The 13,470-nt window shown below is 31.5% G+C and carries 11 protein-coding genes; all 11 read left to right on the top strand.

Annotated features, from left to right (window positions below; genetic code table 11):
- Positions 1–12: 12 nt before the first annotated feature.
- The 11 genes from DXB63_RS07030 (at position 13) to DXB63_RS06980 (ending at position 13,439) form a co-directional block, all read left to right on the top strand.
- A complete protein-coding gene (locus DXB63_RS07030; RefSeq protein WP_122125690.1) occupies positions 13–2,163 on the top strand; it encodes an LruC domain-containing protein in 2,151 nt (716 codons plus the stop codon).
- A 166-nt stretch (positions 2,164–2,329) separates the two neighbouring features.
- Positions 2,330–2,692: a PleD family two-component system response regulator gene (locus tag DXB63_RS07025; RefSeq protein WP_122125689.1), complete on the top strand. Its 363-nt coding sequence runs from the start codon at positions 2,330–2,332 to the stop codon at positions 2,690–2,692.
- Between the two features lie 12 nt (positions 2,693–2,704).
- Positions 2,705–3,868 (top strand): sugar transferase, encoded by a 1,164-nt coding sequence (locus tag DXB63_RS07020; RefSeq protein ID WP_122125688.1) that lies wholly within the window; start codon positions 2,705–2,707, stop codon positions 3,866–3,868.
- A 3-nt stretch (positions 3,869–3,871) separates the two neighbouring features.
- The gene (locus DXB63_RS07015; protein WP_122125687.1) at positions 3,872–4,645 is read left to right on the top strand and encodes a TolC family protein; all 774 of its coding nucleotides are present in this window, start codon (positions 3,872–3,874) and stop codon (positions 4,643–4,645) included.
- Positions 4,646–4,932: 287 nt separating this feature from the next.
- Complete coding sequence (locus tag DXB63_RS07010; RefSeq protein ID WP_233522815.1) at positions 4,933–6,819, top strand: hypothetical protein; 1,887 nt, start codon at positions 4,933–4,935, stop codon at positions 6,817–6,819.
- A gap of 16 nt (positions 6,820–6,835) precedes the next feature.
- Positions 6,836–8,290, top strand: a complete 1,455-nt coding sequence (locus DXB63_RS07005; RefSeq protein WP_122125685.1) for an O-antigen ligase family protein — start codon at positions 6,836–6,838, stop codon at positions 8,288–8,290.
- Between the two features lie 3 nt (positions 8,291–8,293).
- A complete protein-coding gene (locus DXB63_RS07000; protein ID WP_122125684.1) occupies positions 8,294–9,493 on the top strand; it encodes a glycosyltransferase family 2 protein in 1,200 nt (399 codons plus the stop codon).
- A gap of 11 nt (positions 9,494–9,504) precedes the next feature.
- Positions 9,505–10,617 carry a glycosyltransferase family 1 protein gene (locus DXB63_RS06995; RefSeq protein ID WP_122125683.1) on the top strand — a complete coding sequence of 371 codons (1,113 nt, stop codon included), beginning with the start codon at positions 9,505–9,507 and terminating at the stop codon, positions 10,615–10,617.
- A gap of 20 nt (positions 10,618–10,637) precedes the next feature.
- Positions 10,638–11,843, top strand: coding sequence for a glycosyltransferase (locus tag DXB63_RS06990; protein WP_122125682.1), 1,206 nt, complete (start codon positions 10,638–10,640; stop codon positions 11,841–11,843).
- 5 nt (positions 11,844–11,848) lie between these two features.
- Positions 11,849–12,484, top strand: a complete 636-nt coding sequence (locus DXB63_RS06985) for a DapH/DapD/GlmU-related protein (protein ID WP_122125681.1) — start codon at positions 11,849–11,851, stop codon at positions 12,482–12,484.
- A 19-nt stretch (positions 12,485–12,503) separates the two neighbouring features.
- The gene (locus tag DXB63_RS06980; RefSeq protein WP_122125680.1) at positions 12,504–13,439 is read left to right on the top strand and encodes a phosphoribosyltransferase family protein; all 936 of its coding nucleotides are present in this window, start codon (positions 12,504–12,506) and stop codon (positions 13,437–13,439) included.
- The last annotated feature ends 31 nt before the right edge of the window (positions 13,440–13,470 follow it).

Genomic DNA, 13,470 nt, shown 5'->3' with positions numbered 1-13,470 from the left:
TAAAAAAGGCTTATGATTTTATCTATTAACAAATTATTCAATGCAGCTGCCATCACTTTAATTGTGAGTAGCATTTTTACAAGTTGTCAGGACGATGTATATGATCCTAACTATCGTACACCATCTCCAATGCCAGAATTACAAACCACTGCAAATTTTGATTGGTCTACAACTAACGAAATATCCCTTACCGTCAATGCAAATGATGAATATGAGGGTAAGTTTTATTATGAGATTTCAGTTTATGACGAAAATCCATTTTCTAATAAAAATGCCCAATTACTGACAAAAGGGCTTGCTAAAAAAGGAAAAGACTTCTCAACCGTGCTTACTATTCCCAAAGATTCGAAAGAATTATATGTATGTCAGACTATGATAATGAAAAACGGGAAAAAGCGAAATGCGCTAAAAATAATTACTGTAGACAACAAAGAAATCATATGTGACTTTACTAATACTATTTCCGGAAACAGTCAAAGTAATGCGTCTAAGAGTATAATGAAATCCCCAACAGAAGAACGGGAAATCAATGTTCCTGCAGATGCTATAAAAATTGAAGGAAATGGAACTTTCACGATTGAGCAAGGTAAAAACTATGTAATCGAAGAAAATACAACATTTAATGGAATATTAAATTGGTATTCATGCCAAAATTCCCAAATTTACATCATGGGAACTCTTGCACCTCAAAACCGGCAAGAGATTAATAACAGATGCGATGTATACGTTGGAAAAAGTGGTGTCTATCACAGTGAATATCTTCTAATTAATAGTAATTGTGATTTCATCAATAACGGAATTGTTAACATCGACGAAATAAGGATAGACAATTCGGGGAGCGCATTTTTTAATTATGGGCAATTCACTGCTACTAAGATGACTACGACCAGTGATTCTCGTTTTTTCAATTACTGTTATACAAGTGTAGACGACCTAGATATACAAGGTAATAGAAATTTCACTATAGGACAAGAAGCAATGTTATTATGCAAAAACCTTAAAATGAACAACTCCACTATCTCGTTAAATTATAATGCCATCTTAAAAGTAACCGAGAGTGCTTTTTTTGATTATAACAATGATATTAAAGCTAGCGACGATGGAGCACCTCTAACAGCTCTAGCTATATTTAATGATATTAAGGTAAAGTGGGGTGGATTATATTTAAAAGATAAGCTACAAGTTTTATTCAAAAACGGACATGATTACGATTCTAATTATATAAAAGTAAATGATCAGGTAACCAGTGTATTCTCTGAAGAAGAAACAATCGGAATTCCTGCAAGTGGCTGTAATGGAGAAGGAAACAATGTTCCGGCTGACGAACCAGGAGGATCTGGTTTCCCAATTATCGTATCTCCGGATAATTCATATACATTCTTAATGGAAGATAATTGGCCTGTATATGGAGACTATGACATGAACGACTTAGTTATGGATATAAAACTTAGTTATAAATTAGAAGATAATGATTATGCAAGTGAGTTAGGAATCATAGCTACATTACGTGCTGTCGGAGCAACAAAAAATATCGGTGCAGCCATTCAATTAGACAAGGTCAAAAGGACTGATATCCAACAAGTAGAAGATGATAACTCATACCAGCGTGAACTTGATGAAAGCATATTCGTTTGTTCGAATGGAACAGAAAACAATCAGGAATACGCAGTAATACCGTTCTTTGATAATGCACACAAAGCATTAGGCCTTACAACAGAAAGAAAGACAATAAACACCCGTTTGGAGAAAGATTACGAAGCGGATGAAAAGACATTCAAAGTTCTGATTAAGTTTAATAAAAACATCCAGACAGAAGATATAAATGTTAATAATCTCAATTTCTTCATTGTCACAGATGGCAAAAAACAAGCTAGAAAAGAAGTTCATTTAAAAGGATTCGAACCAACCCAAAGAGCTTCCAGAAAGTTATTAGGCAGTAATTGCGATGATTATAACGTAGCTCCTTACCTAAGTAAAGACAATCTTATTTGGGGATTGATGGTACCTAGCAATAAGAATACACAATTTCAATATCCTGCAGAATATCAAAATATTAAAAAGGCATATCCAATGTTTGAGACTTGGGTTACATCTCAAGGAAATGAAAGTAAAGATTGGTATAAAATAGAAAATGGCCGAAAGGAATATATTTATACGAAATAACTAATAATAGCACCATAAAAAAAGAGCGGATTTTTAGTATTTCTGCTCTTTTTTTTAAAAAAACAGATGAAACATAATTTATAAATTAAATATTATATATCTTTGTACAATTCAATTCTTTCAGAGGAATTAAATGATTAGTAGTTAATCTCTCAATTGATACAAAATGAAGAAAAAAATTCTTTTATTAGACGACAAAGAAACAATTGCAAAAGTAGTGTATTTCTATCTTGCAGGAGATTATGATTTCATATATTTTGAAAATGCATTAAAGGGAATTAGATGGTTACAAGAAGGTAATATACCAGATCTAATTATTTCAGATATTCGTATGCCGGAAATGCGCGGGGATGAATTCTTACATTATGTAAAACAGAATGAGTTGTTTAAATCCATTCCAGTCGTAATGTTATCAAGTGAAGAAAGTACGAGTGAACGTATACGTCTCCTAGAAGAAGGAGCTGAAGACTATATTTTAAAGCCTTTCAACCCCATGGAGCTAAAAATAAGAATAAAAAAAGATACTTGATAAAGATAAATAATGATTAGAATTATCTATATTGGTAGTAATGAGCAAACGATTTCTCATTTCAAAGATATATTAGATACTCCATTATTAATATCTAACCATATCAAAGAAGCTAGCAAATTATGTTCTAATTTCCCTGGTAATGATCCTATAATTATTTTATATGAAAGGACTTCACTAAAACAGGACATTCCCAATATATCCTATTTAAAAAAGAAATCCAATCGGGTTTATATCGTACTTGTAACATCAGATTTATTAAAGACAGAAGAAAAAATCACATATCTAAAAAATGGGATAAACGATACAATAACACCTGACGTTGAAAAAGTAAGATATCAAAAGAGTATCGAATTTATCATAGCTAGATATGAGCAATTATTACCTGATTTTTTAAAGTCCACCCCGCTAACCTCTTTCCGTTTGCCCATGTGGAAACGATTATTTGACATTATATTTGCAAGCATCGCAATCATTATTTTATCTCCGTTATTAATTGTAGTGGCTATCGCAATTCGAATAGAAAGTAAAGGTAAAATTATCTATAAATCGAAGCGAGTGGGAAGTAACTATAAAATTTTTGATTTTCTTAAATTTCGTTCTATGTATAATGGAGCAGACAAACGACTCAAAGAATTCGATAAATTAAACCAATACAAAGAAGAAGTAGAAAAAGAAGAAAAAAAACATATCTCTATAAATGAAATTGATTCTATGAGTTTTGGAGACGATGATATGATATTAGTTTCAGATGAATGTTTCATACAGGAGCAAGATTATTTGGAACAACGGAATAATGAACAAAAAAATTCTTTTGTGAAATTAGAGAATGATCCACGTATAACAAAAGTCGGACATTTCATAAGAAAATATAGTATAGATGAATTACCGCAATTATTCAATATTTTAAAAGGGGATATGTCAATAGTAGGCAATCGCCCTCTCCCTCTCTATGAGGCTGAATTATTAACTAAAGACGATTATATCGACCGTTTCATGGCTCCTGCCGGACTTACCGGATTATGGCAAGTAGAAAAAAGAGGTGACGCCGGTAAACTATCAGCAGAAGAACGTAAACAATTAGACATAAAATATGCACAAAATTATTCTTTCTGGATGGATATAAAAATTATTTTGAAAACCATCACAGCTTTTATTCAAAAAGAAAATGTATAATTTATGAAGAAATTTTGGATTTGCATCTTATTTTTATCATTAGGTGGTATAGTCTTTGCACAAAAAGGAAAAATGCCGAAACCGGAAACTGTAATTGTATCTTCTACTACAGATTCAATAAATGCAATGTTAGATGATTATGAAAAAATACAGTTACCTCCTTTGTCTGCATTTTTAGCATCGGTTCAGGACCATCCATCCGTAAGAATATATGAAGCAAAAAGAGATGAAGCAAATGCCGAGTTGAAAGTTGTTAGAAGACAATGGCTAAACTATCTACGAGGAATAGGTAGTTATCAATATGGAAGAATGGTTTCTGTTAATGGTTTCTCCGACTCAGATACTCCAATGTATTACACATCTAATGGAATATCCCAAAATCAATACTATATTGGTCTTTCCCTCTCAATACCCTTAGGAGATTTAGTCAGTCAAAAACAAAAAGTACGTGCCAGAAAGGCTAAATTCAAACAAATGGATTATGAATATGCAATTACTGTAGAAGAAAGGAAATTAGTTATTTTAGAAGCGTATAATAAGGTATTACAAGAATTAGCTGTTATGAAATCTAAGGCTGAGGCAGCTGCCTTATATAATGCACAAATGAAAATATCCGAACAAGATTTCATCAATGGGAAAATTGATATTATTGCATTATCTTTGGAAAGAGGTAGACGTTCTGCCGCATTAGAAAAATATCAATCAGGCAAAGTATCTCTACAAAACGCAATTACCTTGCTGGAGTTACTAACAAATGTAAAAATCATGAAAAGATAAATTTATCTATGAATATATCATTATTTATATCCCGTTTCATTTACCGAATACGTTATCAACTATTATTTGGTAGTCTAATTGTTACATTGTTAGTAGCCTACTTTACTCAGTTTTTATCAAAAACATATACAGTAGATACCACTATATATACGGGCATTGTATCCAGTACCTCATTAACTGGAGACGAGACTCCTAATTTTCAGGTAGTCAACAACACTTATGATAATCTAATCAATTTGATTAAGTCTAAATCTACTTTAGAAAACGTATCGTTACATTTATTCACCATGAATATGATTCATGGAAGTCTAGAAGAAGATAACATGTATATTACGGCCAAAAACTTTAAAAAATTGCAAAGCATGGTTCCTGAAGAAATAAAAGCACTAATTAATAAGGAATCAGAGGAAAAAACAATTGAAAATCTTAAAAATTACAAACAATATTCTCCACAAAATTTCTTATACATACTACTTAATGGCAATAATCCTCATTATAGTTATGCCGCCCTCAATAAAGTACAAATTAAACGTATAGGTAACAGTGACATTCTTGAACTTTCATATCAATCAGACGACCCAGGTATAACGACTAATACTGTGAAGTTGTTAAGTGAAGAGTTACTCAATTCATATAATGAATTAAGATATAGGGCAACAAACGATGCTATAGCTTATTTTGAAGCACAAGTAAAAAAATATCGGGAAATATTAAAAGGGCAAGAAGTCTCTCTATCTAATTATAATATCCAAAATAATATTATTAATTACCAAGAACAAACTAAGGCAACAGCTATTTCTTTTACTGATTTTGAAAATCGATATGAAGCAATCCAGAGAGAATTAGAAAGTAGCAGTAAGCTATTAAATGACTTGGAAAAACAAATGGAAACAAGAACTAAGTTATTCCAAACCAATAAAGATTTTATTCAGAAACTAGATGATATAGCAACCATTAATGGGAAAATTACAGAAATAGAGACATTTTCTTCTGAAAAATCAAAGCTCAACAACCCTCAATTGGAAGACTATAAGCATGAATTAAAAAATACAGAAAAAGAAATAGCTGATATTTCTAACAACATAAATGTTTATCAATACTCCAAGGAAGGTATAGCCATAAATAACATGGTAGATCAATGGTTAAATGCTCTTATTCAAAACACAAAAGCTAAGGCAGAAATAAAAGTTTTGGATAAGCGACGTAAAGATTATCAAACAATATATTCAACTTTTTCTCCAGTAGGTACTGAAATAAAAAGCAGAGAAAGAGAAATTAATGTAACAGAACAAACATATTTAGAAATGGTTCATGCTCTTAATCTTGCTTATTTACGTAAAAGAAATATTCAACTAACTACGGCCGGACTAGATACTATTACAGAGCCTGCTTTCCCTCTTTTCCCAAACGGGGGTAAACGTTTATTATTTATAATTGCTGCATTCCTAGGAAGTATAATTTTCATTCTTGGATATAATCTGCTTATAGAATTATTAGATCGCACTTTAAGAGACGCAGACCGCACCCAACGTTTAACAGGAATTAAAGTACTTGGCGCATTTTCCGGTAGAGGTCAATTACGCTTCCGAGGATATTCCAAAGCCTGGCATCGAATTTCTGCAGCTTACGCATGTAATAAACTAAACTGTTTTTTAAAAGCACATGAAACTACTTATATAAATCTTCTGAGCATTGAAAAAGGTGAAGGGAAAAGTTTTGTAGGGAAATATATGATAGAAGAATGGGAAAATCTAGGATTAAAAGTGAAATATTTAAAAGCAGGAGAAGATTTTCCAACAGATGATGCTACATTTTTACTTGCTAGTAACTTCTCTGATATTTATTCTACGGAAACAACTCAAAAAAGCGATATTGTTCTAATTGAATATCCCGCAATTCAGTATAATTGCTTACCTCCTATTTTATTGAACAAAGCAGCCATTAATCTACTAATAGCCAATGCACAAAGAGTATGGAAAAAAAGCGATGAAGAACTATTATTTCACCTTAAAGACATCATAAAAGAAGCACCTATTGTAATATATCTGAATAATGCCAACAGATACGCAGTAGAAGACTTTACAGGAGAACTTCCTCCGTATTCATCTCAGCACTCATTAGCAACACAAATGATGCATATGGGATTAACTGCCAAAAAGGCACCTGTTAAATAAACTTAAGTTTACAAGAATGAATAAAGTTGATTATTATAATATATCTAGAAGAAACTCTTTATCCCGTCTTGCCATTTTCATTGGTTTGGCTGGAATCATTTTATCTTCATCTTTTGGATCTTTTATATTAACAGGAGCTATTATTTTTATTCCTTTAATTATTATATTTATACTATCTTTTTTAGAATATCCTCCTATCCTTTTATATACGACATTCATTCTTAATTATCTAATCATGGGAATTGGTCGATACATAAATCTCGAAGGTATAAGTGCCGTTATGGATACAATATTGGTCAGCCAACTCATATTAATATGGATTCATAGTGCATTAAAACAAGACATACCGTGGAAAAACGGTTTAAACATTTTAACAATAGTAACATTTATATGGATGATCTATTGTATTATAGAGTTAGCCAATCCAACAGGAATGCTTGAAGCATGGGTATTATCCAGAGGACTGATTTTTAATGGATTGATAATATCGTTAATATCTACACTCCTTATAACAAGAATAAAACAAGTAAAAATCATTATTCTATTATATTCTATACTCACATTACTGGCTGTAGGAAAAGCTATCATGCAGAAAACTATTGGTTTTGATTCATTTGAACAAGCATGGTTAGCAGGAGGCGGAGCTCTCACACACATTATTGGTTCCGGGACACGATATTTCTCATTTTTTACAGATGCCGGGAATTTTGGTTCAAATATGGGTTGTGCAGGAGTAGTATTTGGCATAATTGCTTTTATCACACCTCAAAAAGTCAGTAAAATATACTATGCCATAATATCTTTACTCTCTATTTACGCCATGTTTTTATCCGGAACAAGAGGTGCAATGATTGTCCCATTAGGCGGATTAGCTCTATATATTATTATTAGTAAAAATTACAAAGCAATATTTATAGGAGGCTTTTTATTAGTGTTTATTTATATTTTTTTCGCTTATACTTATATAGGACAAAACAACCCCCAGATTCGGAGAATGCGTACATCATTCCGTCCAACAGAAGATGCATCTTTCAATGTCCGTCGCGAAAATCAAAAACGTCTAGCTGAATATCTTAAATATAAACCAATAGGAGAAGGACTTGGATTATCAGGTGTAGAAAATAAAAAAGTATCTATCCGCTTTACAACCAATATTCCTCATGATTCCTGGTACGTAAAAATATGGGTAGAAACAGGCATTATAGGTCTCATTTTATATTTAGGAGGACTTTTAATAGTAATTTTTAAATGTATGTGGATTATTATGTTCAAAATAAAAAGTAAAGAGCTTAAAGGAATATATAGCGGATTACTTTGCGGTATATTCGGCATGATGCTTAGTGCATACGGTAACGCCTTTTGGGGGCAATATCCCACAATGATTATTGCATTTGTGGGATTATCAATGATTTTAAATGGAGAATATGTAGAACAACAGATCAATAATAAAAACTTAATAATAAAGATATAAAATATGGATTATTTATTTATTATAAACTCAGATAGCGGAGAACGTGTCTTTAGCATGGTTGATGCGATTTTATTTTTGTTATTTGCCATAGCCGTATTATATTTATTTATATTTGCTGTTAACTCACTTAGAAAATCTAAGAACACTTATCCTGTGACTAAAAAGAAATATAAATATGCAGTTTTATTTCCTGCTTATAAAGAAGATAAAGTTATTGTCAATTCTGTACAAAGTTTTTTAGAGCAGGAATATCCTAGAGACAAATATGACATATTTGTTATTGCTGAAGATATGAAAAATGAGACAAACAAACAGTTGGAAACTCTTTCAGCAATAGTCATTCCTATTCAAAAAAAATATAGTTCCAAAACAAATGCACTTCTGGAAGCTATCAATTATATTGAGAGCCATGAACCCCAATATGACAACGTTGTCATATTGGATGCAGACAATGTCGTTGAATCCAATTATTTAGAACAATTAAACAATGCTTTTTATTCTGGTTGTTCTGCTATACAAACTCATAGAGTTGCCAAAAACCTTGAGACCAATACTGCAATATTGGATGCTGTAAGCGAAGAAATAAACAACTCTATATTTAGAAAAGGACACACCCAATTAGGATTTTCTTCTGCTCTTATCGGTTCAGGAATGGCATTCGAATATGAGTTATTTAAAGATTGTATGCAACACGCAAAACATGTAGGCATCGACAAACAGCTAGAAATATTACTATTAAAACAGAATATTTACATTGAATATTTAAATACAGTATACACCTATGATGAGAAAGTAAAAAACAATTCTCAATTCTACAATCAGCGCCGAAGGTGGTTATCAACCCAGTTTAGCAATCTATTCTCCGGACTATTCTCATTCCCCAGTGCAATATTTAAAGGGAATTGGGATTATTGCGATAAATTATTTCAATGGATGATGCCACCCCGAGTTATTTTATTCGGTTCTATCATTATTATTGCATGCATCCTGACTGTAACCAACTGGATTATGGCTGTCAAATGGTGGGGACTATTTGCTTTATTATGTATAACATTCGCATTAGCTATACCCGATTATTTAATTAACAGGAAACTAGCCAAAGCAATACTCAATATTCCAGTTTTATTTATACTCATGTTTTTTAATTTTTTCCGCCTACGAGGTGCAAACAAGCAATTTATACATACAGAGCATGGCAACTAAAACAAAATAGTATGAAAATAGCAATTGAAGCACAACGAATCTTCCGTACAAATAAACATGGTATGGATTTTGTAATTCTTGAAGCCATCAGGGAGTTACAGAAAATTGATAAGACCAATCAATATTACATTTTTGTAGGAAGTGGCGAAGATAGATGTCTGATCAAATCAGAGAATGTCCACATTATAGAATTGAATTGCCCTACATATCCACTTTGGGAACAAATAGCCTTACCCCTTGCTGTTCATAAAATAAAACCAGATTTATTGCACTGTACAAGTAATACAGCTCCTTTATTCTGTAGCGTACCATTAATACTGACCCTACATGATATCATCTTTTTAGAGCCCAAACAAAATGAGAACAAATCGTGGTATCAAAATATGGGAAGAATCTACCGACGTTTTATCGTTCCTAGAATATTACCTAAGTGCAAGAAAATAATAACTGTATCCAATTTTGAGTGTAACCGAATACAAGAAGCACTACAATTACCCAAGCAACAAATTACAGCAGTTTATAATGGCTTCAGCAAACATTTCAAGCAAATAGAATTACCGGAAACTGTTACTCATAAATATATACCCCACAAGGAATTCATTTTTTTCTTAGGCAATACTGATCCTAAGAAGAATACGTCACGTACTCTAAAAGCATATAGTTTATATCTAAAACAATCGGTTCACAAACGTCCTTTATTAATAGCTGATCTTAAAGAAGACATAGTAGATGCTATTTTGAATGAAGAAAATATCAAAGAGATAAAACCTTATATCTTTTGTCCCGGATATATCCCTAACAAAGATCTTGCATATATTTATAACGGAGCCTTTGCTTTCCTGTATACTTCTTTAAGAGAAAGCTTCGGAATTCCTATTTTAGAGGCAATGGCTTGTGGTACTCCTGTCATCACCAGCAATACGTCGGCCATACCTGAAATTGCAGGAAAAGATGGTATATTAGTGAACCCGATGAAACCTGAAGATATATCGGAGAAACTGTTAGAATTAGAAAATAATTCTGAATTTTATCGGCAACAAGTCGATTATGGTTTACAACATATACAAAACTTTTCATGGAAAAAAACGGCTGAAGCCCTATTAAATATATACAAAGAAATATAACCTTATAATATATATCTATTATGATTAATCAAGATTTTGTAATTACAAGTTTACAACCATGGGATATCGAAATCGGTAGTACCATAAAAAATACAGCATTAGAAATATCTAAAAACAATAGAGTTTTATATATTAATACCCCTTTAGATTATGCTACATTGCTAAAAAGGAACAAAAATGCTGCATATCATTATAAAGTGGATGTTATCAAGAAACGTCAAGCATATATTCGACAAATTAAAAAAAACCTTTGGGTTGCAGACTGTCCTTTCATAATTCCGTCTATTAATATGCTACCAACTGCATGGTTATTTGATTATTTCAATAAATGCAACAATAAAAAAATTGGAAATTTCATATTAAAGGTTGTAAAAGAATTAAATTTTAGAAACTTCATTCATCTTATAGATACTGATATATATCGTAGTCAATATCTAAAAGAAATAATTAAACCAGACATTTCAATCTATTATTGCAGAGACTTTGTTATCGGCACTAAATATTGGAAAAAAAACGGAACAAGATTAGAACCTTTATTAGCAAAAAAATCAGATTTAGTTTTAGCTAATTCCTCCTATTTTGTAGAGCACTTTATAAAACTCAATCCTAATACTTATGGTCTAGAAACAGGAGTCAACTTAGAGCTTTACGATATAACAAAGCAACGGCATATTCCCGAAGATATAAAAAACATTCCCTCTCCTATTATCGGATATGTCGGTTCCTTGACAACAATACGTTTAGATATTGAGTTATTATATCAAATTGCTCAACAAAGGACTAATTATAATTTCGTATTCGTTGGTCCTGAAGATAATGTTTTCATTCAACATCCATTACACAAATTAAAAAATGTCTATTTCTTAGGAGGCAAAGATATAGAAGAACTTCCGGACTATATTGAACAATTTGATGTATGTATGAATCCCCAAATATTAAATGATATCACCATAGGTAATTATCCTTTAAAGATAGATGAATATCTAGCAATGGGAAAACCAACTGTTGCAACAGAAACTCATACCATGCGTGACATATTTAGCAAATATGTATTTTTAGCGACTAATGTAGATGAATATTTAACTGCTATAGATCAGGCGTTAACAGAAATCAATGATTTAGAGAAAAAGAAAGAAAGAATTGATTTTGCTCATACACATAGTTGGACTAATAGCGTCAACAAAATATATCACAGCATTGAACTATTTAAGAATAGTAAGATATAAAATCAATGGATTTAAATAAATTAAAACTAATAATAAATCAGGACCCTAAAAGGAAACAAGTTATTCATAAATTAATGATGAATTCCCAAGGTGCCTGCCCGAGAATATGGATCAAATGGTTTATCAATCCAATCTTCTTTTTTAAAAATAGAGGAAAAAAAGCGAAAATCAGACAACATACAATAATGAATATCAGCCCTATTAATCCTTTTAGTTTAGGCAATTATAGTGTAATTGAATATTTTTCATTAATTGACAATGGAGTTGGTGCCGTACATATAGGGAATAACACACGAATCGGATTCCGTAATACAATTATCGGTCCTGTACAGATTGGAAATAACACAATTCTTGCACAAAATGTTGTGGTGTCCGGTTTAAATCATAAATATGATAATCCTGATATACCAATCAGAATGCAAGGTGTTTCTGTAAATCCAATCATCATTGGAGATGAAGTATGGATTGGAGCAAATAGTATTATTACTTCTGGAGTACATATTGGCAAACATTCTATTATTGCAGGAGGTAGTGTTGTCACTAAAGATGTTCCTTCATATTGTATTGTGGCTGGAAATCCAGCAAAAATAATGAAGCAGTATGATTCAGAAAAGCACGAATGGATAAGAATATATCAATAACAATACACATATTAAGAATATGAATTATCGAACAATAGAAGATATGAATCAGGTCATACTAAAACGCCTACATATCCTTCCGAGAGATTTTGACTTAATTGTAGGCATACCGAGAAGTGGTATGTTTCCTGCAAATTTAATAGCATTATATTTAAATAAACCTATAGCTGATCTTAATTCTTTCAAAAATGGACATATCTATAAATCAGGTGCAAGAGGACAATTTATTGATACAAAAAGCTTTAACAAGATCCTTGTTGTAGATGATAGCATTGCATCCGGATCCGCTATTCTTACATGTAAAAAAGAATTGCAAGAGTTAGAACAATCTTATACTATAGAATATGCAGCAATCTATGTTATACCCGGTAAAGAAAAACTAGTAAACTATTTTTTTGATATAGTGCCTCTTCCACGTTATTTCCAATGGAATATACTTAATCACAGCATCTTAAGTAAATCTTGTTTGGATATTGACGGAGTTCTATGTGTAGATCCAACCCCTGAGCAAAATGATGATGGGAAAATGTATGTTGATTTTATTTTACATGCAAAACCCTTATTCATTCCCGGTGCTCCAATAGGAACTTTAGTAACATCACGATTAGAAAAATACAGAAAAGAAACTGAGGTATGGTTAGAAAAGAATAAGATAAAATATAACAAATTGGTAATGTTAAATTTACCAAACAAAGAAGCTAGAGTCAAAGCGAATTGCCATGCATTACATAAAGCTAAAGAATATCAAGATAAAAACTATATGCTTTTTATTGAAAGTTCTATGAAACAAGCTATAGAAATTAATCAATTAACAAAAAAACCTGTATTGTGTACCGAGAATTTCCAAATGGTTTTTAACTCTCAGTCCTTTCTATACAACATAAAAAGCGGACAAAATCTCTCTTTTATAAGAAATGGATTATTGAAATTAAGAAATATAATAAAAAAACACTAATCTGATAGATCATTTTCAGAGCACAATAACA

Origin of the sequence: Bacteroides sp. OM05-12, assembly GCF_003438995.1 — a bacterium.
Classification (GTDB): Bacteria; Bacteroidota; Bacteroidia; order Bacteroidales; family Bacteroidaceae; genus Bacteroides.
Note: the sequence above shows the minus strand (reverse complement) of the source record. Positions and strands in the feature narration are given on the sequence as shown.

Excerpts from the sequence above, each read along its gene's own strand:
- DXB63_RS07030 (WP_122125690.1), top strand. The coding sequence starts at position 13 with ATGATTTTATCTATTAACAAATTATTCAATGCAGCTGCCATCACTTTA.
- DXB63_RS07025 (WP_122125689.1), top strand. The coding sequence starts at position 2,330 with ATGAAGAAAAAAATTCTTTTATTAGACGACAAAGAAACAATTGCAAAA.
- DXB63_RS07020 (WP_122125688.1), top strand. The coding sequence starts at position 2,705 with ATGATTAGAATTATCTATATTGGTAGTAATGAGCAAACGATTTCTCAT.
- DXB63_RS07015 (WP_122125687.1), top strand. The coding sequence starts at position 3,872 with ATGAAGAAATTTTGGATTTGCATCTTATTTTTATCATTAGGTGGTATA.
- DXB63_RS07010 (WP_233522815.1), top strand. The coding sequence starts at position 4,933 with ATGAATATGATTCATGGAAGTCTAGAAGAAGATAACATGTATATTACG.
- DXB63_RS07005 (WP_122125685.1), top strand. The coding sequence starts at position 6,836 with ATGAATAAAGTTGATTATTATAATATATCTAGAAGAAACTCTTTATCC.
- DXB63_RS07000 (WP_122125684.1), top strand. The coding sequence starts at position 8,294 with ATGGATTATTTATTTATTATAAACTCAGATAGCGGAGAACGTGTCTTT.
- DXB63_RS06995 (WP_122125683.1), top strand. The coding sequence starts at position 9,505 with ATGAAAATAGCAATTGAAGCACAACGAATCTTCCGTACAAATAAACAT.
- DXB63_RS06990 (WP_122125682.1), top strand. The coding sequence starts at position 10,638 with ATGATTAATCAAGATTTTGTAATTACAAGTTTACAACCATGGGATATC.
- DXB63_RS06985 (WP_122125681.1), top strand. The coding sequence starts at position 11,849 with ATGGATTTAAATAAATTAAAACTAATAATAAATCAGGACCCTAAAAGG.
- DXB63_RS06980 (WP_122125680.1), top strand. The coding sequence starts at position 12,504 with ATGAATTATCGAACAATAGAAGATATGAATCAGGTCATACTAAAACGC.